The sequence below is a fragment of the Brenneria roseae subsp. roseae genome, from assembly GCF_003115845.1.
In the GTDB taxonomy this organism is placed as follows: Bacteria; Pseudomonadota; Gammaproteobacteria; order Enterobacterales; family Enterobacteriaceae; genus Brenneria; species Brenneria roseae.
Window position 1 is genome coordinate 98014 of record NZ_KZ819034.1, and the last position, 25323, is coordinate 123336.

Here is a 25323-nt window from a genome sequence, read left to right on the forward strand (position 1 = left end):
TCAGCCAACTTGTTGAAAACGCTGCCGATAGGTGCTGGGCGAGACGCCAAATACCTGATGGAAGACCACGGAAAAATAGTTGCTGTCGTCAAAGCCGCATCGGGCGGCCACTTCGCCGATGGTGTGCTGGTTATAGCGCAGGAGTTCCATCGCTTTGCATAACCGCAACTGACGCAGATATTGCGGTACGCTCATCCCGGTCTGTTCTTTAAAGCGCGCCCGCAAACCGCGCACGCTGACCCCATTCTGTTCGCAGAAAGCGTCAAAACGGAAAGGGGTGGCGATACTGGCACGCAGGGCATTCATCAGTAAATCCAACTGGTGAGCATCAGCCAGCTGCGGATTGTTCGGCAAGTGACGGTAGCGCATCGCCAGCAAGGCAATCTGCAACAACAAAACCTCACTCAATTGCAGCGACAACGCATCCGATTTCATACACTCCTGCGACAGCGCATCGACCTTATCACGAATGGTGTCCATCCCCTGTGAACCCAGACACCAGTAGCGCTCACTCTGCGGCTCATCGCCTCCGGGCAATAATGCCGGCCAGTCCGCCGATAGCGTCAACCGCTCGCGGATATAGATAATGTTATCCAGCTCCAGATCGTGCACAGACTCGTAGCTGTGCCGATCGCTGGCAGAGACATAAAACATATCGCCACGCGTGATGCGATAAGGCACATCATTCCAGAGATGCAGACCATTTCCGCGCCAGACGATGACCAGCTCATCAAAATCATGGTGATGCAGAGGAAACACAGGCTGCGGGTGCCGTTCAGCAACCATCACGCTATTTTTGTCGGTAAGGAAATAGTCTTCAGTCTGTAACTTCAAACCACGTCGATTTGTCACCATCCCCCACCTGCCTGCCGTTAACTATTCCTCATAACACGCCTGATGGCGTAACGATTTAGGGGCCAGGGAAAATGCCTTGCGGAATTGCGTCGAGAAATGATTACTGTCGCTGAATCCACAGGCATGCGCAATGGTGGTGATCGAATCATCACTTTGCTGCAACCGCCGACGCGCCTCCAGTAATCTTAACCGATTCAGATAACGTTGTGGCGTCATACCGGTATGTTGTTTCAACTGACGATGCAGCGTTCTCAGCGGTAACGAGAACTGTTCGGCCAACTCCCCCCAGTTGATCTCTTCACTGTAGTTGTTCTGTAACCAGCCCAGCAGGGCCTGTATGCCCTGACGCTGACAGCCGCTGCCCTGCGTCTGGAAACACCGTTGACGCAGCAGCACCAGTATTTGTAAAAACAGGCTTTCGCTGGCGGCGATATCTTCCGGGGTCGCGCTTTGCGCCAGATCGGCCAGATGACCGAGGTTTTGCTTTAACTGCTGCATCCCCGTCGCGTTAACCTGCCATTGCCCCTGCCATTCACCATTCGGGCCATAAGGCAAAAAGGTCGCAATATCAGAGAGAAAGCGAAAGCCACGCGGCGAACGATATAGCACGTTGGTCAGGCATAATCCTTCCACGTTTTCAAACAGGTGCCGATCGTTATCGCGCACGAAAAACACCGTACCACTGCTCAGGGCATAAGGCTGATCGTTAAAGACATGTACGCCGGCGCCCTGCTCCACCAGCACGATCTCCCAGAAATCGTGATAGTGTTCAGGAAACGCCACCTGCGGCGTGCGGGGCTCCACAGCCACCGTCACCGCCCGTGAAGCAAAAAAGTCATCACCACGAAGCAACGTCATTTTGATTCTCCACTTAACCCGCTCGCGGAGCGGTTATCGCGGCGGTCAGGTGTGCAATGCGCCACACGCTGCCCGCCGGGGAAATGAGGATCTGGATAACATGGTAGCCATAAGCGCGTGGAATGACCTTCAAATACCGTCGCCTGCGATGGCATTGTGGTGTCATTTTTTCAAGATCCTGCGACCAATTCGCTGAAGTGTGGATAGGATCACACCCGCTTTTTATGGCGGATAATCCCCGCGGGCCGTCGCAGGCGGCGTTTTTTACACGTCACCGCATCGAACAAATGCCGTAAAGCACTCGATGAATCCTCCCAAATGTGAACCATTTCACAGTCAGCTTGACTATTTTGCCAGTCACCGATGTCACATGGCACTCACCGGAAGGTCGCTACGCCAACGAATCCTTACACTGCACAGCATCAAACAGGTAAAGAGGAATGGCTATGGCGGTGAAGAATATCGTGGCGGTCGATCTTGGCGCTTCCAGCGGTCGGGTCATGCTGGCAACGCTACAGACAACGACACAGCATCTGGCGCTGAAAGAAGTCCACCGCTTTAGCAATCATCTGGTGTCCCGGGATAACCACCATGTGTGGGATCTGCAAGCGCTGGAACACGCAATTCTCACCGGGTTGCATCAGATAGACAGCATGGGAATTTACCCTGACAGCATCGGTATCGATAGCTGGGGGGTGGACTATGTGCTGCTGGATAAAGCCGGTGAGCTTGTTGGCCTGCCCTACTCTTACCGCGATCATCGTACTGATGGAGTGATGCCGCTGGTGACCGACGCGCTGGGGCGGGAAAACATCTATCAACGGACCGGCATTCAATTTCTGCCCTTCAACACCCTGTACCAGCTCAAGGCATTGTGCGATCGGCATCCAGAATACCTGCAACAGGCTGAACATCTGTTGATGATCCCGGATTATTTCCACTATCGCCTGACGGGCGCCATTACCTGTGAATACACCAACGCCAGCACGACACAGCTACTCAATCTGGCGGATAAAACCTGGGATGCATCGCTGCTGAACTATCTGGGATTCCCCAAACGTTTGCTGAGTCAGCCGGTACAGCCCGGTCATCTTGTTGGAGAATGGTCCGCACCCAGTGGACGGCAAATTCCCGTGCTGGCCGTCGCGACCCACGATACCGCCAGCGCTATCGTGGCTACGCCCCTGCATGACAAAGATAGCGCCTATCTCAGTTCCGGCACCTGGTCATTAATCGGCATCGAAAGCGATATCCCGTACAACAGCGCGCAGGCACTGACCGCCAATGTCACCAATGAAGGCGGGATTAACGGCACATACCGCGTGTTGAAAAACATTATGGGGCTATGGCTGCTGCAACGGGTCTGTCAGGAGCGGCAGATCCAGAATCTGAATGATCTGATTCAGGAAACGTCACGCCTGCCGGCCTGTGTCAGCCTGATTAACCCCAATGACGAACGCTTTATTAACCCGCCGTCTATGTGTAAAGCGATCCGCGAATTTTGCGCCGAACATCAGCAACCGGTGCCACAGAGCGACGCCGAACTGGCGCGCTGTATCTTTGACAGCCTCGCCATGCTTTACCGTCAGGTTGTTCAGGAACTGAGTGAACTGCGGCAAGCCCCGCTGCGCCAGTTGCACATTGTCGGCGGCGGCTGCCAGAACGAACTGCTCAACCAGCTGTGCGCCGATATGTGTCAGCTTCCCGTATTGGCTGGTCCCGTGGAGGCATCCACGCTCGGCAATATCGGCTGTCAATTGATGGCGCTCGATGCCGTTTCCGACCTGACTGAATTTCGTCGTCTGTTAACCCATAACTTCCCTCTGCACCGCTATACCCCACGTGCGGATATTGATTTCGCCAGGCACTGGCGCCGCTTCGAGGCCCTTTGCCATGCTAAAAAAGAGGAAACCACTGTATGAATAATGCGCTTGAAACCGCCTGGCATCTGGCGAAGGATCGTTACGCCAGTATGAATATTGATGTAGACGCGGTGCTGAAACAGTTGGATCAAATCCCTGTTTCCATGCACTGCTGGCAAGGTGATGACGTGGCCGGATTTGAGAATACCGGCGGCGCATTGACCGGCGGCATTCAGGCCACGGGCAACTATCCCGGCAAAGCGCGCACCGCCGATGAGCTGCGCGCCGATCTTGAGCAGGCATTTACCCTGATCCCGGGGCCAAAACGTTTGAATCTGCACGCCATTTATCTGGAATCCGCGCACCCCGTCGCCCGCAACGAAATCGCACCGGAGCATTTCAGCAACTGGGTAGACTGGGCCAAACGTCATCAGTTGGGATTGGATTTTAACCCCACCTGTTTCTCTCATCCGCTGAGCAGCGACGGTTTCACCCTTTCTCATCCGGATGACACGATCCGCCGGTTCTGGATTGAACACTGTCAGGCCAGCCGCCGTATCTCCGCCTATTTCGGTCGTGAGCTGGGTACGCCATCCGTCATGAATATCTGGGTACCGGACGGCATGAAAGACCTGACGGTCGATCGTCTGGCATTCCGCCAGCGCCTGCTCAGCGCGCTGGATGAAGTCATTGCGGAACCGCTCGACCCGTCACACCACATTGATGCGGTAGAAAGTAAGCTATTCGGGCTGGGCGCGGAAAGTTTTACCGTGGGCTCCAGCGAATTCTATCTGGGCTATGCCTCCAGCCGCGGAACGGCGCTGTGTCTGGACGCCGGCCACTTCCACCCAACCGAAGTCATTTCCGACAAGATTTCCAGCGCCATTCTGTATGTGCCGCGGCTGTTACTGCACGTTAGCCGCCCGGTTCGCTGGGACAGCGATCACGTCGTACTGCTGGATGATGAAACGCAGGCCATTGCCCACGAAATTGTGCGTCACAAACTGTTTAACCGCGTACATATCGGACTCGATTTCTTTGATGCTTCCATCAACCGTATCGCCGCCTGGGTTATCGGCACCCGCAATATGAAGAAAGCGCTGCTGCGCGCGCTGCTGGAACCCACCGATACGCTGCGTCAATACGAACAGCAGGGAGACTACACCGCGCGTCTGGCCCTGCTGGAAGAACAAAAATCCCTGCCGTGGCAGGCTGTCTGGGAACACTACTGCCAGCGTCATGACGTCATGCCGGGCAGCGAATGGCTGCAACATGTGCGCCAGTATGAACAAACCATCCTCACTCAACGTCAAGGGTAAGACTATGCAAGCGATTCTTTCTTCCTGGTTCGTACAGGGAATGATTAAAGCCACCAGCGATATGTGGCTCAAAGGCTGGGACGAGCGTAACGGCGGCAATGTCAGCCTGCGGCTGACGGCGGAGGATGTCACCCCCTATGAAAGCGATTTCTACCCGCAACCCCGCCATGAGGCGTTGAGTCAGGCCATGCCCGAACTGGCAGGATGCTGGTTTATCGTCACCGGTTCCGGCAAGTTTTTCCGTAACGTACAGCTGGATCCGGCCGACTCGCTGGTGGTGTTGCAAGTAGATAATGACGGCAAAGGCTATCGCATATTCTGGGGGTTGACCAACGGCGGCCTGCCGACTTCAGAGTTAGCCTCGCACTTTCAGTCGCACATTGTGCGGATGGGCGTGACGGACGGACGCGATCGGGTCATCATGCACTGCCATGCCACCAACCTGATCGCGCTCAGCTACGTACTGGAACTGGATACCGCGGCGTTCACCCGCGAACTCTGGGAAGGCAGTACCGAGTGCCTGGTAGTATTTCCGGATGGCGTCGGCATCGTTCCGTGGATGGTGCCGGGAACCGATGCCATCGGCACGGCGACGTCAGATCAGATGCAGCGTCATTCGCTGGTGCTCTGGCCGTTCCACGGCATTTTCGGCAGCGGCCCAACGCTCGATGAGGCTTTCGGCCTGATCGACACCGCGGAAAAATCCGCAGAAGTGATGGTGAAAGTCCGGTCGATGGGCGGTAAGAAACAAACCATCTCGACCGAAGAGCTGATCGCCTTGGGCCAGCGCTTTGGCGTCACGCCGATGGAAGCGGCGCTGCGCGTATAATCTTTCACTTTCAACCTGTTGTTAAAAGGCGTCACAGGATTTTCGCCTGTGACGCCCGATCGGGAGCGCCACCATGCTGCGTAAAGCCTTTGTGATGTCCGTTTTTCCTGAGTGTCATGCCGAATATGAACATCGGCATCATCCCATCTGGCCGGAACTGGCCGAGGTGCTGAAAGCTCACGGCGCCCATCACTACAGTATTTTTCTGGATAAATCGCGCAATTTGCTGTTTGGGTATGTCGAAATTGAATCCGAAGAACGGTGGAACGCCGTGGCGCAAACGGAAGTCTGTCAGCGCTGGTGGCAGCATATGACGGACGTCATGCCGGCCAATCCGGACAACAGCCCAATCAGCGACGAGCTGCAACCGGTTTTTTATCTGGACTGACACCGAGGTTGAAAAAAGGCTATTTATTGAACAGCCGGTCATGCTACGCCGGGAAAACTCCCGGCGGTAAACCGATATGCCCTATCGTACAGCGACGGATAGATAACCGGCAGATTCGCTTACGCGAAACTGATCGACCGTATGCGACAGATCCTGCGCCTGATCGCTCAACGATTTCGCCGCGGCCAGCGCCTCCTGCACCAGCGCCGCATTCTGCTCGGTGCTCTGATCCATCTGGGATACCGCCAGACTCACCTGCTCAATCCCCGAGCTCTGTTCTCGACTCGCCACGCTGATTTCCCCCACCATGGTCGTCACGCGCTGTACGCTTTCAACAATCTCGCTCATGGTCTCTCCGGCGCGCTTCACGAGTCCGGTGCCCTCACCGACTTTAGATACCGAGTCGTCGATAAGGTTTTTGATCTCCTTGGCTGCGGAAGCGGAGCGCTGCGCCAGAGTGCGGACTTCGCTCGCCACCACGGCGAAACCTCTCCCTTGTTCACCGGCGCGAGCCGCTTCCACCGCGGCGTTCAACGCCAGGATGTTGGTTTGAAACGCAATACTGTTGATGACCCCGGTGATATCCACGATTTTGCGTGAGGACACATCAATAGAATCCATGGTATCCACCACCTGCTTGACGACCGTGCCGCCCCGCACCGCGACATCCGAGGCAGACATTGCCAATTCATTGGCCTGTCGCGCATTTTCGGCGTTCTGCTGAACGGTCGAGGTCAATTCTTCCATCGCGGAAGCCGTCTGTTCCAGCGCGCTGGCCTGAGACTCGGTGCGGGACGACAGATCTTCATTGCCAGAAGCGATCTGCGCCGACGCCGAGGCGATCGAATGGGTACTTTCCCGCACCTGGCTGACCAGTTGCGAGAGGTTATCGCGCATCGCGCGGATAGCAAACAATATGCTGGTATCGTCACCGGGACGCGTCTGCACATCCACCACCAGATTACCTTCAGCGATTTGTTTCACCACGTCGACCGCGTACTGCGGTTCCCCTCCCAGTTGCCGCAGCAGCGTGCGCAACATGTTCCATGCCAGCACTGAAATAATCAGCAACAACACGACGCTGATGGACAGCAGAATAATCGCATCGCGCCAGAACGCCTGCTGAATATCGTCAATATAATCGCCATAGCCGATGATCCAGTCCCAGGGCTCGAATTTGACGATGGCATACAGCTTCTCAACCTCGTCCGTAGTTCCCGGACGCGTTCCCCTGGCGATCACCGTACCGATGGTATTATCCTGCAACGCGGCGCGATAACGCTCTCCGGCCTCTTTGCCGCCTTTCGCATCGACGATACCGACCCGTTTAGGGTTGGGATGCACATAGTTGACGTCGTTGGTGAATCCCCGCACGAAGAAATAGCGATCGTTCAGATGGAAGCTGCCGATGGCGCGTTTGGCTTCATTTTCTGCCTCTTCGCGCGATAACTGGCCTGATTTTTCAAGATCGTAGGATTTCTGCGCCGCGGCATGGGCGAGTTCCACCAGCGTAGAAAGCTGGCTGGTTCGCTCGTGCATCATTGATTTATACAGCGTGTTTAGCGCCACCGCGGCGAGAATAAGCAGTCCCAACAGCGTGGTGCCGCACAGCAACATTATTCTTGTTCTTAATTTCATCGTATTCATTTCCCTGACAATGATTAGGATAATTCTTATTTTGAAATTACACGACATTCACGCTATAAGCTATATCTTGTGCGCTTATAGCATCCGCTGGCAGGTAACATTCATATCAAAGATATCTCTGCTTTTTATACGAAAAATGGAATTAACGTCTGAAAAATAGCGAACCAATCGCCAACCATCAGAAAATATTGGTTAAGGCAACGTTTATCTCTTCGTGAAAGTGCGCGATTTTTTATCCGCACATCGGTCAGCGCGTTTAAAACGTCATCACCGACTGCAACAGTTGCTGAGCGTAGGGATGCTCAACTCGCCCCAGTGAAGACATCTCATCCACCTGCTCAATCACGCGGCCTGCCTGTAAAAATATCACCCGCTGACACAGATAGGCGACCGCGCCTAAATCGTGGCTGATAAACAGATAGGTCAACCCCAGACGCTCACGCAGTTCTGCCAGCAAATCCAGCACCTGCACCTGTACGGACACATCCAGCGCGCTGACCGCTTCATCCAGCACAATAAACTGCGGCTGGCTGGCGATCGCTCTGGCGATACAGACGCGCTGCATCTGCCCGCCGCTCAACTGATGCGGGAAACGCTCGCACAAATCCACCGTCAAACCGACCTGACCCAGTAACGCCGCCACCTGCTGCCGTACTTCCTGACGCGGCGTCGCTCCCCGCGCCCACAGTGGTTCTGCAACAATGTTCAACACATTCATTGAGGGATTGGCGGATGACGTATAGTCCTGAAACACCGCGCTGACTCGCGTCTGCTTTTCCCGCCTGCGCTGCCAGAAACGCAACGGCGTATAGAGCGGCTGTCCCGCCAGATGGATCTGCCCGCTTTTCGGCGCTTCCAGCCCCAGCAGAATACGCCCCAGCGTACTTTTCCCACTGCCGCTCTCGCCGATAATGCCCAGACACTCGCCTTTACGCACGCTGAACGAAACGTCATGCAGCACCGGCAACCACTTTCCGTCATGCTCAGCGCGATAGCCATGGCTCACCCGTTCGACGTCAACCAACGCGTCCATACGCCACCTCGCGGTATTCATCGTCACGCTCATCCGCCGGAGCGCCCACCAGCGCCTGATAACGTCGCTGCAATGCCTGACGGGATGCCACCAGATAGCGCGTATGTTCATGCCGGGGGTGACGCAGCACCTGCCGCACGTCACCCTGCTCAACCGCACGTCCCTGATGTATCACCAGTACGCGATCGGCGATGCGGTTCACCACGCCAAAATCGTGAGAAATAAAAATCATCGTGGTGCCCAGACGCTCGCGGATAGCGCGGAACTCCTGCATGATGTCATGCTGGGTAACCGAATCCAGCGCGGTGGTCGGCTCATCGGCAATCAACAGCTGCGGCTCCAGCGCCAGCGCAATCGCGATCATGATGCGCTGTAGCATGCCGCCGCTGATCTGACTGGGGTATTTATCAAACAATGCCGTCACGTCCCGCAGCCGGACCAGTTGCATCATCTCCAGCGCCCGTTCGCGCGCTTCGCGGCGATTCAGCGTCAGATGGGCGCCAAACGTTTCCACCATCTGCTTGCCGACCGATTGCAACGGGTCGAACGCATTCATCGGGTGTTGCAGAATCATGCCGATCGTTTTCCCGCGCAGCCGCCGCATCGCCTCCGGCGTTTGCGCCAGCAAATCCGTCCCGTTCAACCAGGCTTGTCCCGTGCAGGTAAACGGCTCGCCCAGCAACCCCATCAACGCACGACAGGTCAGGCTTTTTCCGCTGCCGCTTTCGCCGACCACGCCAAGGCAGGCGTGGCGAGGCAGCGAAAAGGCGATATCGTTCAGCAACGTCTGTCCCCCGGCTTTCAGCGCAACCTGCAACTGCTCAACGCGTAATAAATCGCTCATCAGTGAGACTCCCGTGGGTCCAGCGCATCGCGCAGACAGTCACCCAGCAAATTGAAGGCGGCCACCACCACCAGAATAGCCAGCCCCGGCGCCAGCATTTGCGTCGGATGGCTCATCATCACTTTCTGCGCCTCGCTTAACATGGTTCCCCACTCCGCCGTAGGGGCCTGCACCCCAAGGCCGAGAAATGACAACGCGGAAATATTCAGAATGACCCAGCCGGTGTCCAGCGTTGCCAGCACAACGATCTCGGACAGCGTATTCGGCAGCAAATGACGCCGCAAAATAAACCACAGCGGCGTACCGCTGGCGCGTGAAAACAGGATGTAATTTTTCTGACTGTGTCTGATCACAATGCTGCGGATCATGCGGGTATACCACGCCCACTTCACCAGGATATTCGCCAGGATCACGTTCACGATGCCCACGCCCAAAATCCCGACAATCGCCAGAATCATAATCTGGCTGGGAAAAGACAGCATGACATCACAACAGCGCATCATGATTTCGTCCAGCCGACCGCGAAAATAGCCGGACAGAAACCCAAACAGGCAGCCAATCATAATCGTGGCGGCCATCGTCAGCAGCGCCAGAAACAGCGTGGTTCTCACGCCGAACATCAGGCGCGACAGCACACAGCGGCCAAGATGATCGGAACCCAGCGGGAATCGGGCACTGAAATCGGCGTATTTACGGGCGATATTAATTTTGTTCGGATCGTTGGGCGCCAGCCACGGGGCGAGGATGCCGACGGCAACCACTACAATAAGCACCAGCAGGCAAAGCAATGCGACCTTATCGCGCAACAGTTTTTGCGAAAACAGCATATTATCCCTCGCGCCTCAAAGCCGGATCCATCCAGCGCTGAATGATATCCACCAGCAGATTACAGAACACAAACAGCACCGCCATCATCAGGATATAAGCCTGAATCACCGGATAGTCACGACTGAAAATCGCTGAAATGCAGAGCCGCCCCACGCCCGGCCAGGCAAAGATGTTCTCGATAATCACCGTTCCGGCCAGCAACTGCGGAATACTCATACCCAGTGCGGTAATGCTGCTGTGCAACGAATTCTTCAGCACATGGCGCACAATAATGCTTTTCTCCGTCAACCCCCGGGCGCGGGCGTAATAGACATAATACTGCTGCATATTTTCCAGCATGTTATTACGAATCAATCGGATATAGATGGAGATATAGACCATCGACAGCGTCACGGCAGGCAGAATGATATGCGCGAACGTGCCGCTGCCGCTGGTCGGCAGCCAGTCCCACGCCAGCGCAAACCACCAGATAAGCAGTAAACCAAGCCAGTAGCTGGGCATGGCCGTCCCCAGAAAGACCAGTGTCCGGATCAGGCGATCGAACAGGCTGTCCTTATACACCGCGCTTAACACGCCCAGCGGGATGCTGATACACAGGATCATCACCAGAGCCAGTCCGGCCAGTGCCAGCGTGGCCGGCAAACAGCGGGAAATTTCATCCAGAACCAGCCGGTTGTTTATGTACGAGTAGCCAAAATCCAGACGCATGGCATCGAACAGCCAGTAGACATAGCGCACCAGAAAAGGGCGATCCAGCCCCAGCTGTTGCCGCATGGCGGCGACTGATTCCGGGGTGGGGATGATCTCGTTGACCCGAAGGGCGACTTCCGCCGGATCGGCAGGCACCAGATTCAGCAGCAAAAAAGAGAGGAACGAGATACCGATCAGAATCGGTATCGTCAGCAACAGACGTCGGCAGAGATATTTTTTCACATAACAACCTGTAATTTCGCAGATCCATCCGCGACGCGGAAAGCATGGAACGGATAACAAAGTACACGCTTCAGCGATAACCAGAGTGGACGATAGCCCCTTACCAACGCCCAATCCGGACAACATGATAAGAGGCTATATTTGTCAACCGTCCGGGTTAACGCCACCGGCATCCTGATTGCCTGACGAACGGCAATGCATTACTCGCGATACATGCGATCAAACGGGATCTCAAACTGTGACGGGTTAAAATCCACGCCTTTCAGGCTCTTCACATAGACCGCCCGATTGCGTTCATAGGTCAGCGGGATATAGACCGCTTCATTATGTAACGTGGTCAGGACATAACGGTATAACTCCTGCCGCTCTTTTTCGTCCGTGGTAATCAGCGCATGTGAAATACTGTCATCGATCTGTTTTTTCTCCGCCAGCCCTTGCTGCGCGGCGTAATCGCCGTAAACCGGCAATTTCATCCCCGACAAAAAGGATTGAGGATCGTAAGGCGTGCCCCAGGAGATATTGAACACGATGTCGAACTTGCCCGCTTTTTGCCGATCGCGGTATGCCTGCTCTTCTTCGCCATTCAGCCTGAGTTCAATCCCCAGTCCGGCCAGTTCATTCTGCAAATATTCGGCGATCACCTTCTGTGAGGCGGTGTTGCTATCATAATAAATGTCGATGGAGAGGGGCTTACCGTCTTTTTGACGCCACTCCTGACCGTCTTTCCGTATCCAACCCGCCGCGTCCAGCAGTTTTGCCGCCTGATCCGGATCGTACGCATAAGGCTTCAGATCAACATTGCTGTACGGCACATTTTTAGCCAGCAGCGTATCCGCCGGGACTTCACTACCGTTGAAAATACCTTCCGCAATATCGATTTTATTCACCGCATGCTGTAACGCCTGCCGAACGCGAACGTCCTGCAAATTTTCCGACGTGGTATTGATCAGCAACATGCGGGTCGATACCGGCTCGGAAAGCCGAGTGGTGAACTTCTTATCCTTATTCAGTTGCGCAAAGGAATCGGCATCAATCATGTTTTTGCCATAAATCAGCTCGATTTCGCCTTTCTGCAATGCCAGCAACCGCGTCTGATTATCCGGTATCACCTTCATCACCACGCGTTCCAGTTTGGGTTTTTCGCCCCAGTAGTGCGGGTTGAGCGTAAACACGGCGTACTCATCAGTTTTGTGCTCACTCATCACATACGGGCCGGTACCGATGTAGGCGTTTACCCCCTGCTTCGTTCCCCCTTCTTTCATTGCCGCCGGAGAAATAAAGCGCATCGGCCTGGTGACCGCCAGCTCAATCAGGAAAGGGTAATAGGGCTCTTTCAGGGTAAAGCGTAACTGATGCTCGTCCAGCGCTTCCACCTTCTCGATGATGCGCACCATTTCCAGCCAGCCGTGACGTTCACGGTTTGCCAGTACGGCATCAATGTTCTGTTTCGCCGCATCGGCGTTAAACGGCACGCCATCGCTGAATTTCACCCCGTCGCGCAGCGTAAAGGTGTACACCTTGCCGTCCGCGGAGGCTTCCCACTTTTCCGCCAGCCAGGGCTCAATTCCCTGCGGCGTTACTTTCACCAGCGATTCGTACAGCATATTCTGCGCCCAGATCTCACCCGAATAGATATGCGGATTCAGATCGCGCGTGTCGCGGAAGTTGGCAAACGTCAGCGACTCAGGCGGTTGCGCCATCGCAGAGTTGGTCAATAACGGGGAGAGGCAAAGCAGCAGAGCGGCAAGGAGGGAGTTGGTTTTTTTTGTCCGGCCCGGTGCCATTTCCTGTAATTCAGCGGTTCTATTTAATATAGACATAGTAATATTCCATTTACTAAAAAACACAGTGATGTAGAAAACATGACCTGAAGTCGGTTGCTATTTTAACAAACAAGATTTTAGGTGAGAATTGTTATCGTTTATGAAACCATGACCCAGCGCAGAGAAAACAAGAAATGTTTATTTGTTTGCGCACCGCTATCGCGTCTCCCGCGACTCGCCATGGAAATGCGCACGCGTTGAGATTAGGTTTAGGAAACCGGGTTTACAGGTAAATACGACATGGCTATAGTTCCAGCCATCTTTTCTAGTGGGGATAGACATATTGGACAGTCATCGTTTTAACCATTCACCACTGGCAAGCTAACGCTATCTTCCATTTGATGCGTGGCTTGCCGATAACGGCGGGCAGCATCACTTCTGTTTTTTCCGAACTGTTGCATACCCATGTAAATAACATCATTTTCGCGGCATCGTCCACGATAGAGAAATGACCATGCGTACAGTTATCATTTTTTTAAATAGCCACGCTTTATTCCCTCCGGGCCGCGCACGTTAACCGTTAACGCGGAATAGGGAACGTATTCGGTTCTGCCCGTCCACCGTCCTCTCTTCCGCCATACCATCCATCTCAATTCTATCTGTTTATCCCGCCTTAAATTGCGGGGCGGGATCGCCATGCCTTACGGATGGCCAAAAGGGAAAACATCATGACCGACATGATTAACCAACATGAACAACACACCGATCGTGAACGTAAAAAAGAGGCCCTCAAGTTCGTTATTGCTCAGGAAGCGCAGCACAGCCTCGATCAGACACTGGCTAACCTGAACACCCATTTAAATGGGTTGACTGATGAAGATGTCGCCGATCGTCAGCAGGTTTATGGCGAAAACCGGGTCGCCCATGAGAAAGCGCCTCATGCGTTGGTACAGCTGATCGCCGCTTTTAATAATCCGTTTATCTATGTGCTGATGGCGCTGGCGGCGATCAGTTTTATCACCGATTACTGGCTGCCCGCCCGCCAGCACGAAGAAACCTCACTCACCGGCGTGCTGATCATCGTCGTGATGGTCAGCCTGAGCGGCCTGCTGCGTTTCTGGCAGGAATTCCGCACCAACAAAGCCGCCGAAGCGCTGAAATCGCTGGTACGCACCACGGCTACCGTCCTGCGCCGTTCCCGCTATAACACCGCGCCGGTTCGTCAGGAAATTCCGCTTCAGGAGCTGGTGCCCGGCGATATTCTCTACCTGTCCGCGGGTGATATGGTGCCGGCCGACGTCCGGTTGATTGAGTCACGGGATTTGTTCGTCAGTCAGGCCGTTCTGACCGGCGAATCGCTGCCGATAGAGAAATATGACGTGCTGAGCAACATCAGCGCCAAAGGCGCTCAGGCGCCACAAGGCAGTGAAAGCGATCTGCTGTCATTATCCGGCATTTGTCTGATGGGAACCAATGTCTCCAGCGGCACGGCAACCGCGGTCGTCGTGGCGACAGGCAACCAGACCTATTTTGGATCGCTGGCAAAATCGATCGTCGGTACGCGCGCCCAGACGGCGTTCGATCGCGGCGTAAACAGCGTGAGCTGGCTGCTGATCCGCTTTATGGTGGTGATGGTGCCCGTCGTGCTGCTGATTAACGGCTTTACCAAAGGCGACTGGATGGAAGCCAGCCTGTTTGCGTTGGCCGTTGCCGTGGGGTTAACGCCGGAAATGCTGCCGATGATTGTTTCCTCCAATCTGGCCAAGGGCGCGATTGCCATGGCGCGGCGTAAAGTGGTGGTGAAACGGCTGAACGCGATTCAGAATTTCGGCGCCATGGACGTACTCTGCACCGATAAAACCGGCACCCTGACGCAGGATCGCATCATCCTCGAGCATCATCTCAATACCCACGGTCAGAATGATGAAACGGTGCTACAGCTCGCCTGGCTCAACAGCTATCACCAGAGCGGCATGAAGAATCTGATGGATAAAGCCATTATCCATTTCGGTCGCGACAAACCGGAGACCGCCGGACTCAGCCGCTATCGCAAAATCGATGAACTGCCGTTTGATTTTGTCCGCCGCCGCCTGTCTATCGTGGTTGCAGACGAACACAATCACCCGCGCCTGATTTGTAAAGGCGCGGTGGAAGAGACGCTGGCTATTGCGACACACGTCAATGAAAACGGACAGTTGTTCCCGTTGGATGAGGCCCGCCGCAACGCGTTGCAAACGCTGGCGGAAAATTACAACCAGCAGGGATTCCGTGTGCTGATGATTGGCGTACGCGAGTTGGGACCCGCCGGTTGTCAGCTGCCGATCAGCGCGGATGATGAGCGAGATCTGGTGATCCATGGCCTGCTAACCTTTCTCGATCCACCGAAGGAAAGTGCCGCGGCGGCCATTCGCGCGCTGCATGAAAATGGCGTCACGGTCAAAGTGTTGACCGGAGACAACCCGATCATCACCCGTAAAATCTGCCGTGATGTCGGGCTGGAAGCCGGAGAACCGCTGACGGGCAATGAAATCGATATGCTGAGCGATCGGCAACTGGCTGCGGTGGCGGAACAGCGCACCATCTTTTCCCGGCTGACGCCACTACAGAAATCCCGCGTACTGAAAGCGTTGCAGGGCAATAACCATACGGTCGGCTTTCTCGGTGATGGCATCAACGACGCCCCGGCGCTGCGTGATGCCGACATCGGTATTTCCGTGGATACCGGCACCGATATTGCCAAAGAATCGGCGGATATCATTCTGCTGGAAAAAAACCTGATGGTGCTGGAAGAAGGCATTATCAAAGGGCGTGAGACATTCGGCAACATTATCAAGTACCTGAACATGACGGCCAGTTCGAATTTTGGCAACGTGTTTTCGGTACTGGTCGCCAGTGCGTTCATCCCTTTCCTGCCCATGCTGGCGATCCACCTGCTGATTCAGAACCTGATGTACGACATCTCACAGCTTTCCCTGCCGTGGGACAAAATGGATAAAGAGTTTTTACGTAAGCCGCGCAAATGGGACGCCAGGAACATCGGCCGTTTCATGCTGTGGATTGGGCCAACGTCTTCCATTTTCGACATCACCACCTATGCGCTGATGTGGTTTGTGTTCGCCGCCAACAGCGTTGAACACCAGGCGCTGTTCCAGTCGGGCTGGTTTATTGAAGGACTGTTATCGCAAACGCTGGTCGTACACATGCTGCGTACCCAGAAAATTCCTTTCATCCAGAGCACCGCGGCCCTGCCCGTGATGCTGATGACCGGACTGGTGATGGCATTGGGGATTTATTTGCCGTTTTCACCGCTGGGTCCGTTGGTCGGCTTGCAGCCTTTACCGTGGGAATACTTCCCGTGGCTGGCCGCCACGCTGATCGGCTACTGCACCGTGGCCCAACTGGTAAAACGCGCGTATATCCGTCGCTTCGGCCAGTGGTTCTGACACGCCGCCGCACGGCGGGCGTAGCGAGAAAATTCAAGGCAGCCGGGCAGCCTGTGAGCGCAGCCCGGCAAAAATCGCGGCACTGATGTGCTCCGGGAAATCGTCAGGAAGCCGCGTTTCAACTTCCGCAATGACCCGTTCCGTGTTCGCCTTCATCTCCGCCATCATCGCCACAACCTGTTCCTGCGGGTATCCCACTTTGCTGGCGGTAGAAAGGTAGTGACGCGGCAAAATTTTATGCCAGTGGAAATGGCGGTTATTACCAAGCACCGCCATCGCCATTTTCGCTTTCTGGGCTGGTATCCCGGTCGGTCCCATGAGAGGAAAAGCCGACATCACGTCGTACAACGGCGTCATACGGTATGCGCTGCCCGGTTCGATAAACACGCTGAAATTTTTCGCATGGCCGTCAATCGCGGCCAGCATCCAGAACAGTATCTGACTTTTGAAAAAAGTGTCTCTATCCTGTCTCGCCTGCTGTGAACCGAGCAACAGCGCCATTGATCGCTCAATGCCGGGGCCGCCGTCAGATTCGTATTTTAACGCCGGCGCAATGCCCGACGCCTGACAAAAATCCTCCTGCGGCAACCGCATCAGCCAGGGCTTATCGCCACTTGACCAGCGCCGGTCAAAGCGTTCAACAATCAATACTTTCTGTGAATTAAATCGGGCGATTTCCGCCTGAGCGACCGGAAAACCAAATTTCTCGGCAATTTTCAGGCACAGCCATTCGTTTTCGACACTCTCGCTAAGATCAATATGGTTGTTAGCAATATAACCAATCGGTAGCTTGAAAATATGGCTGGTTGGCGTACTTCCCTGCGGACGATGCCACCGGTTTTTATACCAAAGCAGCGCCGTCTTTTCCTGCGCACCGGCGAGAGAGATACGAAAGTCCTCAATATCAGCCTCCATCCCCAATGGCGCCTCCCGATAGCCTTGTAACAACGCTTCTATTTCATCGTCACTGAGCGCTTCTGCCTGGACATCAGTTACTGGTGCGATAGAAGCACCAGCCGGATAGAGCTGAATAGCGCCAACGCAATCGCCGCCAATACTTGAAAGTAAGTCAAAGGGCTGTTTAGTCGCGATACGAAAACGAGCCTGGATCCGGCTGCGAATACTGTCGTTATCCGGCAGTAAATTATCAAAGAAGTTATAAACCACATCGCCACGGTAGGTGGCTCGCTGTAAAGGCAACGAGAGGGAAATGGCGCGCGCGCCCGAACGACTCAGCCAATCAGGGGAATAAGTGAACGTCATATCACTTCCTGCGCCTTTCGCCAGCGCGCCGACGGCAATGCCATTAAGTGCAACAGTAAGGATATTCATCGTTTACCACTCCTCACTCCATCCCTGACTCGGTTGCTGACTCCCCCGTTCGGCAAGGTGAAGCTCCAGATCCAATGCCGCCAGCAGCTTGAACAAGGTTTCAAGCCGGGTCCCCCCCGGGTGATTCTCGAAATCAGACACGGTGGATTGCTTCATGCCCATGCTCTCGGCAACGTGGCTTTGATTCAGTTTGCGCTTTTTACGTTCATCACGCATGGCATGGGCCAACATACTGGCAGAGGTGATCTTCATTTTTTATCCTCCTGAAGGGATAAAATTAATAATATCCCCTATAAAGGATAAATCAAGAAATATCCCTTATAGCGGATATCTATTATTTATCCGCTATGGAGGATAACTATACCCTGCCAGTGCCTCAGCAAAAACTATGGCGGACTCATGACCACGACGCTGATTATTGCGCTCTGGTCATACAGCGCTGGCGACGCTCGTCAACCCGTTTGGCGAACCACGCCGTCGTTAATTTACGGGTGATTTTCGGGCTTTCCAGCGTAATGCCCGGCAAAACTTCGCGGGGAGCCTTGCCCCCCGCCGATTTATCGGCTAATGCATAGACCCGTTCATACAACCCGGTTTTTTCAAAATCCAGACTGTTGCCTTTTTCCAGCGCGCGCCGGATCGCTGCATCGCTCATATCCAGACGTTTACCCAGCGAACGCACGGCCAGTTCCGTCGAACCCGGTTTATTGGAACCGTAATTGATCAAATCGCCATCCAGCGCCAGCGTAATACCGCTCAATCGACTGACCGCACGCTGGAATGCCGCATTGCGGCTGGCATACCAGCCGGCGTTAAAATCGGCAAACCGGTAGAGGGACTGCGTGTAATTCGCGGGATAGCCGAGCAAATGCCTAATGCCGAAGTACATTCCGCCGCGGCGGGTGAATACTTCACGGCGAATGGTGCCATCTACCGTGTACGGATAGCCTTTGGCGTTAGCCTCGGCGAAGGCAATGCTCACCTGCATCGGCCCGCCGGTACGCACCGGATTCAAGCGGCCAAACAGTTTCTGTCCCATCGGCACCATAGCAATGAAATCATCAAAAATGGCGCTCAGCTCTTTTTCGCTGCGCACCTTGTCCAGCCGCTCACTGTAGCTCTTGCCGTTGGGGGATTTAATCAACAGCGCGGTGCGCACCAGAAAGGCCGGCACATGCACTTGCTCGGCACGTCGGTCGATCTCCTGCCAGGCGATTTTCGATAAGCCCGGCACCTGCGGATCGGCTTTAAACGTGGATTCCTGTTCCGTCACCGCCAGGACCGAACATAAATTCTCATTGCTGGGATCGATACCCTGCGCGGTAAAGGCGGCGGCAATGTCGGTTGCCCATCCCTGACGATCGTTGACACTGGCAGGCAACAGTTGCATAAGCCGGGCTTTGACATCCGCCGGACGCGGCGCCGGCGTCGGTGGGGTTTTGCTGGAACAGCCGGCCAACAGCAGCAGGACAACCAGACACAGTGGTCGAAAAAGGGGGATACGATAATGTGGCATCTTACCTCTGATTATTCTTATACAGGCAGCCAAGACGTTATCTCAGCCGAAGAGGATGGTCCAGTCTGACGATCTGGAAGTCCGCATGCATTTTATCGTCTTACCTGGCATAGTTAGCGATATCGCTAACCGAACACGCTAACCACCTGACGGAAAACGCATGGCAGCCACCAATCACTGGACACGGGACCAACTGCTGATCGCCTTCACGCTCTACAGCCAATTACCGTTCGGCAAGTTGCACTCGCGCAATCCTGATATTATTCACTATGCGGCGTTGATTAACCGCACGCCCTCGGCGCTCGCCATGAAGCTGGTTAATATCGCCAGCCTCGATCCGTTTATTACTGGTTCTGGCCGAACTGGCCTGCGCGGCGTATCCAAAGCGGACCGTGAACTGTGGCAAGAGATGGACAACGACCCCACGCGGTTTGAGCTGCAATGTCAGCAGGCGATGGCGCGTATTGACGTAAACCGTCCCATATCATTGCAGGCCAGCGATGTCGAAGAAGACTATCGGGGCGACGAGAGGATCGCGCAGGTCAAAACACGGATCGGCCAGCAGCTGTTTCGCAAGCGCGTTCTCAGCGCCTACGGCGAACGCTGCTGCGTCACAGGTCTGGAGGAACCCGCGTTACTGGTAGCCAGCCATATTCGCCCGTGGAAAACAGCGGCTGAACACCGTTTAAATCCCAGCAACGGGCTCTGTTTGTCCAACCTGCACGATAAGGCTTTTGATATGGGGCTGATTACCTTTAACGACCATCTGGAAATGCTGCTTTCTCCCAGAATCAAAAAGCTGAAAAGCACCATCAGCGAACTCAACTTCGTCCAATACGAAGGCCAGCCGATACGTCTCCCCGATCAATACCCGCCTGATATGTCACAGATGGCCTATCACCGTGAGCATATTTTTCTGGGGAGAGGATGAGGCGGATAATGACACGGCTTGAAATATGGGGAAATGAGATTGATGACAAACCCATCGCGATAGGATCGAGACAGTCGAATTGCTAACCATGTTGCTTAAACGTAAATACCGTAATTAAAGATTAAAGCATCCCGGTAAAGCGATCCACCAACACAAAATGATACGTTACCTTACCTGATATTCATTATTTCTCTCTTATTCTTCACTCGTGCTCACAACAATATGCCCATGTATTGCATTAAATAAGTCGTACAACAACGAGCAGCCGCTACTGACAGAAAACATCGGTTGCAAAAACCAGCGCGAAATAAACAGCGGGAATAGCACCAATCTTATTAATAATCATTAAGTTAATCTATTGTTAATATTTTCACCGTGCACTATGCGGCTTTCCGTACCCGCTACATTCAGATTAACTACACCTAGTTATAAGAAAAAATTAATCAGTGACGCGACCCGTATTTTTTCCGAGTTGCGCTCACTAAGCTTGCATCAGTTACAACGTCTGCTGGCAGGATAATATGAGGTAAACTACCGTCTATCCCAGTGCTTCAATAAGCATGTACCCTTGCATCGTAGGCAATAACACATGGTTAAACGAACAATGTCCGCCAATAAATCGATCGACATGTATGCAGTCCACGTTTTTGTGACGATGGCTGAGGCAGGCAGCATGACCGCAGCAGCAGCGCGGCTGGGCCTGACGCCGTCAGCAGTTTCGCAAACGATCAGGCTGTTGGAAGACGATTTCGGCGTCATGTTGGTCAATCGGGCGAGACGCCCTTTTGTATTGACGCCTTATGGCATTGCGTTAAAAAACCGGGGGGAAGTGCTTACCGAAGAGATCGCGAATCTGAAAGCTCAGGTTCTGGAAGCAGGACGCGGCATAAAACCCGATCTGCGGATCGGTCTGGTCGACTCTTTTGCCATCACCTGTGGTTCAGTATTCACGAAACGCCTGTTGAAAAGCTCATCACAGTTGTTGATTCGCACGGGATTAAGCCCACAGCAGGGCGAAGCGCTGATGCGGCGCGAACTGGATCTCATCGTCACCAGCGATCCGTTGATCGATACCGATAGCGTGGTGCGCTACCGCCTGTTTTCCGAAGGTTACTTCATTATCACGCCGCCGGAGTATCGCAAACGCATCAAGACAATTGAAGATATTCGCGAACTGTCCGCCGCGTTACCGCTGGTCAGGTTCAACCGTAACTCACAGATTGGCATGCAGATTGAACGCTATCTGCGCAGAATAGATATTCGTGTCCCCAACATGCTCGAGTTTGATAATGCGGATACCTTAACGTCGATGGTCGCGGCGGGAATCGGCTGGGGCGTCACCAGCCCCATCAGTTTCCTACAATCAGAAACCTATTCCCGGCAGGTTCTGACACATATGCCAGAGCAATTGAACATTAAACGTTCACTTTATATTGTCGGACATCGTGATGAATATAGCGCTTTCTTTGACGAAGCCTGCGATGTAACACATGAAATAATCAAAACCGTCTTTATTCCAAAACTGGAGAATCTTAATCGGGGAATAGAAAAACTGGTTTCTATTAATTCAGATAACACGGAATAGCGAACCTATAACGTTTTCAGTTATTGAGGATTCGCCGCCGATGTAAATAGATAAATACGCCATGACGTATTTATCCGGGATTTATCATCCCTAAAAAACAATCATTCAATCATGATTTAATAAAAATCGTGATGGCTAAATATCGCCTTATTAATAAGTGGGCCGTTTTTCTGAATAGCGTCAACTAACAGCCCAATATTTTAAATACCATCAAATGCCATCGAGCAAGAGAAAGGAATAATGAATATGTCAAATAACATTCGAATAGAAGAAGACCTGCTAGGCACACGTGAAGTCCCTGCTAATGCGTATTATGGTATTCATACACTTCGGGCTATCGAAAACTTTTATATTAGCGAGAATACGATTAGCGACATTCCGGAATTTGTTCGCGCCATGGTCATGGTGAAAAAAGCGGCGGCATTAGCAAACCGGGAATTGCAGACAATCCCACGTAAAATTGCCGATACGATTATCCAGGCCTGTGATGAAGTGCTGAATAATGGCAAATGCCTGGATCAGTTTCCCGTCGATGTTTATCAAGGGGGCGCGGGCACGTCGGTTAATATGAACACCAACGAGGTGCTGGCGAACATTGGTCTGGAACTGATGGGCCATCAAAAAGGCGAATATCAATACCTCAATCCGAACGATCATCTGAACAAATGTCAGTCTACCAACGATGCCTATCCGACCGGCTTTCGTCTGGCGGTGTACAGTTCAATCCTGAAACTGGTGGATGCAACGACTCAACTGGGTCAGGGGTTTGAGCGTAAAGCCAAAGAGTTTGAATCTATCCTGAAAATGGGCCGTACCCAGTTGCAGGACGCGGTTCCGATGACCCTGGGTCAGGAGTTCCATGCCTTCAACATCCTGCTGAAAGAAGAAAACAAAAACCTGCTGCGTACCGCGGAACTGCTGTTGGAAGTGAATCTGGGGGCAACCGCGATCGGTACTCGTCTGAACACCCCTGATGAATATCAGCATCTGGCCGTACAGCATCTGGCGAAAGTCAGCGGCTTACCCTGTGTCCCCGCGGAGGATCTGATCGAAGCGACGTCCGACTGCGGCGCCTATGTGATGGTGCACAGTGCTCTCAAGCGTCTGGCGGTGAAACTATCCAAGATCTGTAACGACCTGCGCCTGCTGTCTTCCGGCCCGCGTACCGGCCTGAACGAAATCAACCTGCCGGAGCTACAGGCAGGATCGTCCATTATGCCGGCGAAGGTTAACCCGGTGGTGCCGGAAGTGGTGAATCAGGTTTGTTTCAAGGTTATCGGTAATGACACTTGCGTAACGATGGCGGCCGAAGCTGGCCAGTTACAGTTAAACGTCATGGAACCGGTCATCGGACAAGCCATGTTTGAGTCCATCCAGATTCTGTCTAATGCCTGTTACAACCTGCTGGAAAAATGCGTCGATGGCATTACCGCCAATAAAGACGTGTGCGAAGCGTACGTCTTCAACTCCATCGGTATCGTGACCTACCTGAACCCGTTCATCGGTCACCATAATGGCGATATCGTCGGGAAAATCTGCGCCGAAACCGGCAAGAGCGTGCGTGAAGTGGTACTGGAGCGCGGTCTGCTCACCGAAGCGCAACTGGACGACATCTTCTCTATCCAGAATCTGATGCATCCGGCCTATAAAGCAAAACGCTATACCGACGAAAAAGAATCCGTTTAATCACTTTCTGTTAATAACAACGGCCAGGCACAGGGTATCCGTATCCTGTGCCTTCATTAAAAAAATAAAAAATCATAAAAATCAAAACGATATTTATACCCAGCTGATATCAAGAGACGGGAAGGCGGCCCCAAAGGGGTGAAACACGGAAAGGAGGCGAATCGCCAGTCAACGTCTCTGCAATATGAAGGACGGGGGTATATCAAATTGTTTTAAGGAGCATTGTATGCTGGTCCTGGAACTCATTATCGTGCTGTTTGCCATCTATCTGGGGGCGCGGCTTGGCGGTATCGGTATTGGCTTTGCCGGTGGTCTGGGAGTCTTGATTCTTACTCTGGGATTCCATATAAATCCGGGCGCGATCCCTTTTGATGTTATCGAAATCATCATGGCGGTTATCGCCGCTATCGCCGCCATGCAAGTGGCGGGCGGCATGGATTATCTTGTCAGCCTGGCGGAAAAACTTCTCCGCCGTCATCCTAAATACGTCACCTTCCTCGCGCCTCTCGTTACCTATTTCATGACGCTGTTGGCCGGTACGGGGCACACCGCCTTCTCTACGTTGCCGGTCATTGCGGAAGTGGCCAAGGAACAGGGAATAAGGCCTTCGCGTCCGCTGTCGATTGCCGTCGTAGCCTCACAGGTAGCGATTACCGCGTCACCGATTTCTGCCGCCGTCGTGTTTGTCGCCGGTATTCTGGAACCGCACGGCGTCAGCTATCTGATGTTGCTGGGGATTTGTATTCCTACTACGCTGGCTGCCGTCTTGCTGACCGCCATCGTCACCAATTTCCTGGGTAAGGAACTGAAAGATGATGAAATTTATCAGGAACGTTTGAAAAAAGGTGAAGTTGCTTTACGCAGTACAAATGCGTACGAAATAAAACCCGGAGCAAAACTTTCGGTACTGCTGTTTTTGCTCGGCATCATTGCCGTCATGTTTTATGCCACCGCGATCAGCGATACTGTCAAATTGATTGCTGACCCGGTTTTACCGCGTAATGAAGCGATCGTGGTGTTTATGCTGACGATTGCAACGCTGATCTGCGTCACCTGTAAAATCGATACGGGGAAAGTGCTCGCGGCCAGTACATTCAAATCAGGGATGAGCGCGTGCGTCTGTGTGATGGGGGTTGCCTGGTTGGGTGATACTTTCGTCAAAGCGCATATTACCGATATCCAGGAAACCGCAGGCTCACTCCTGCAAAGCTACCCGTGGATGCTGGCTATCGTCCTGTTCTTTGCCGCCATGCTGCTCTATTCACAGGCTGCGACAGCCAAGGCATTGATGCCAGCGGCACTGATGCTCGGCGTTTCGCCCGTGACGGCGGTGGCATCCTTCGCGGCGGTATCCGCCCTGTTCGTCTTGCCGACCTATCCGACTTTGCTGGCCGCCGTGGAAATGGATGACACAGGTTCAACCCGTATCGGGAAATATGTGTTCAACCACTCGTTCCTGATACCGGGCGTGCTGACTATTGCGCTGTCGGTGATATTCGGGTTTATTCTTGGTAATATTCTGCTGTAAATCACTAAAGACGATCGCCTGAATTCATTTTCAATGTACTAAACAAGTCACATGAAAAAGCCAGGAATACTGGCTTTTTCATGCCCGCAGAATAAGTTGTCAGACGCCAACATGAGAAAACCTATTTAAAAACAGAAATAACA

Annotated in this window: 21 protein-coding genes; 9 read left to right on the top strand and 12 right to left on the bottom strand. The window is 53.5% G+C overall.

Translation table 11 applies throughout. The features are described 5' to 3' along the window. Genes DDT52_RS16615 through DDT52_RS20985 form a run of 3 tightly spaced genes read right to left on the bottom strand, consistent with a single transcriptional unit; the run spans nucleotide 1 to nucleotide 1879 of the window. On the bottom strand, nucleotides 1–855 hold the full coding sequence (locus DDT52_RS16615; RefSeq protein ID WP_136157336.1) for a helix-turn-helix domain-containing protein: 855 nt from the start codon (nucleotides 853–855) through the stop codon (nucleotides 1–3). 21 nt (nucleotides 856–876) lie between these two features. Then, the gene (gene rhaS / locus DDT52_RS16620) at nucleotides 877–1713 is read right to left on the bottom strand and encodes an HTH-type transcriptional activator RhaS (RefSeq protein ID WP_136157337.1); all 837 of its coding nucleotides are present in this window, start codon (nucleotides 1711–1713) and stop codon (nucleotides 877–879) included. 13 nt (nucleotides 1714–1726) lie between these two features. Next, nucleotides 1727–1879, bottom strand: a complete 153-nt coding sequence (locus tag DDT52_RS20985; RefSeq protein ID WP_168709799.1) for a hypothetical protein — start codon at nucleotides 1877–1879, stop codon at nucleotides 1727–1729. 280 nt (nucleotides 1880–2159) lie between these two features. Between DDT52_RS20985 and rhaB the strand changes: the two genes are divergently transcribed. From rhaB to rhaM, 4 genes are all read left to right on the top strand, one after another. Further along, nucleotides 2160–3635: a rhamnulokinase gene (gene rhaB, locus DDT52_RS16625; RefSeq protein ID WP_136157338.1), complete on the top strand. Its 1476-nt coding sequence runs from the start codon at nucleotides 2160–2162 to the stop codon at nucleotides 3633–3635. Beyond that, a complete protein-coding gene (locus DDT52_RS16630) occupies nucleotides 3632–4894 on the top strand; it encodes an L-rhamnose isomerase (RefSeq protein WP_136157339.1) in 1263 nt (420 codons plus the stop codon). The genes rhaB and DDT52_RS16630 overlap by 4 nt, the downstream gene beginning before the upstream one ends. Before the next feature lie 4 nt (nucleotides 4895–4898). Next, the gene (rhaD, locus tag DDT52_RS16635) at nucleotides 4899–5723 is read left to right on the top strand and encodes a rhamnulose-1-phosphate aldolase (protein ID WP_136157340.1); all 825 of its coding nucleotides are present in this window, start codon (nucleotides 4899–4901) and stop codon (nucleotides 5721–5723) included. A gap of 73 nt (nucleotides 5724–5796) precedes the next feature. After that, nucleotides 5797–6111 (top strand): L-rhamnose mutarotase, encoded by a 315-nt coding sequence (gene rhaM, locus DDT52_RS16640; RefSeq protein WP_136157341.1) that lies wholly within the window; start codon nucleotides 5797–5799, stop codon nucleotides 6109–6111. A gap of 81 nt (nucleotides 6112–6192) precedes the next feature. Here the strand turns inward: rhaM and DDT52_RS21400 are convergent, their stop codons facing one another. From DDT52_RS21400 to nikA, 6 genes are all read right to left on the bottom strand, one after another. Beyond that, on the bottom strand, nucleotides 6193–7749 hold the full coding sequence (locus tag DDT52_RS21400) for a methyl-accepting chemotaxis protein (protein WP_136157342.1): 1557 nt from the start codon (nucleotides 7747–7749) through the stop codon (nucleotides 6193–6195). Between the two features lie 265 nt (nucleotides 7750–8014). Further along, nucleotides 8015–8812 (bottom strand): ABC transporter ATP-binding protein, encoded by a 798-nt coding sequence (locus DDT52_RS16650; protein ID WP_247595568.1) that lies wholly within the window; start codon nucleotides 8810–8812, stop codon nucleotides 8015–8017. Further along, nucleotides 8775–9635, bottom strand: coding sequence for an ABC transporter ATP-binding protein (locus DDT52_RS16655; RefSeq protein ID WP_136157343.1), 861 nt, complete (start codon nucleotides 9633–9635; stop codon nucleotides 8775–8777). The genes DDT52_RS16650 and DDT52_RS16655 overlap by 38 nt, the downstream gene beginning before the upstream one ends. After that, a complete protein-coding gene (gene opp1C / locus DDT52_RS16660; protein ID WP_109053885.1) occupies nucleotides 9635–10462 on the bottom strand; it encodes a nickel/cobalt ABC transporter permease in 828 nt (275 codons plus the stop codon). Before opp1C ends, DDT52_RS16655 begins: the two co-directional genes overlap by 1 nt. A gap of 1 nt (nucleotide 10463) precedes the next feature. Continuing rightward, a complete protein-coding gene (gene opp1B / locus DDT52_RS16665) occupies nucleotides 10464–11396 on the bottom strand; it encodes a nickel/cobalt ABC transporter permease (protein WP_136157344.1) in 933 nt (310 codons plus the stop codon). 200 nt (nucleotides 11397–11596) lie between these two features. Further along, nucleotides 11597–13216 (bottom strand): nickel ABC transporter substrate-binding protein, encoded by a 1620-nt coding sequence (nikA, locus tag DDT52_RS16670; protein ID WP_247595569.1) that lies wholly within the window; start codon nucleotides 13214–13216, stop codon nucleotides 11597–11599. A gap of 680 nt (nucleotides 13217–13896) precedes the next feature. On the opposite strand from nikA, the gene mgtA reads away from it, so the two are divergent. Continuing rightward, nucleotides 13897–16602: a magnesium-translocating P-type ATPase gene (gene mgtA, locus DDT52_RS16675; RefSeq protein WP_247595573.1), complete on the top strand. Its 2706-nt coding sequence runs from the start codon at nucleotides 13897–13899 to the stop codon at nucleotides 16600–16602. Nucleotides 16603–16635: 33 nt separating this feature from the next. Here mgtA and DDT52_RS16680 read toward each other — a convergent pair whose 3' ends face one another. The 3 genes from DDT52_RS16680 to DDT52_RS16690 form a co-directional block, all read right to left on the bottom strand. Beyond that, a complete protein-coding gene (locus DDT52_RS16680) occupies nucleotides 16636–17934 on the bottom strand; it encodes a type II toxin-antitoxin system HipA family toxin (RefSeq protein ID WP_136157346.1) in 1299 nt (432 codons plus the stop codon). A 3-nt stretch (nucleotides 17935–17937) separates the two neighbouring features. After that, entirely contained in the window at nucleotides 17938–18186 is a 249-nt protein-coding gene (locus DDT52_RS16685) for a helix-turn-helix domain-containing protein (RefSeq protein WP_136157347.1), read from the bottom strand. A 163-nt stretch (nucleotides 18187–18349) separates the two neighbouring features. After that, nucleotides 18350–19450: a DUF1615 domain-containing protein gene (locus tag DDT52_RS16690; protein WP_136157348.1), complete on the bottom strand. Its 1101-nt coding sequence runs from the start codon at nucleotides 19448–19450 to the stop codon at nucleotides 18350–18352. Nucleotides 19451–19610: 160 nt separating this feature from the next. Between DDT52_RS16690 and DDT52_RS16695 the strand changes: the two genes are divergently transcribed. From DDT52_RS16695 to DDT52_RS16710, 4 genes are all read left to right on the top strand, one after another. Further along, on the top strand, nucleotides 19611–20381 hold the full coding sequence (locus DDT52_RS16695) for an HNH endonuclease (RefSeq protein WP_136157349.1): 771 nt from the start codon (nucleotides 19611–19613) through the stop codon (nucleotides 20379–20381). Nucleotides 20382–20970: 589 nt separating this feature from the next. Further along, the gene (locus DDT52_RS16700) at nucleotides 20971–21966 is read left to right on the top strand and encodes a LysR family transcriptional regulator (protein ID WP_109053879.1); all 996 of its coding nucleotides are present in this window, start codon (nucleotides 20971–20973) and stop codon (nucleotides 21964–21966) included. Nucleotides 21967–22212: 246 nt separating this feature from the next. Further along, on the top strand, nucleotides 22213–23652 hold the full coding sequence (gene aspA, locus DDT52_RS16705) for an aspartate ammonia-lyase (RefSeq protein ID WP_136157350.1): 1440 nt from the start codon (nucleotides 22213–22215) through the stop codon (nucleotides 23650–23652). 226 nt (nucleotides 23653–23878) lie between these two features. Continuing rightward, nucleotides 23879–25180 (top strand): anaerobic C4-dicarboxylate transporter, encoded by a 1302-nt coding sequence (locus DDT52_RS16710; protein ID WP_136157351.1) that lies wholly within the window; start codon nucleotides 23879–23881, stop codon nucleotides 25178–25180. Nucleotides 25181–25323: the final 143 nt, after the last annotated feature.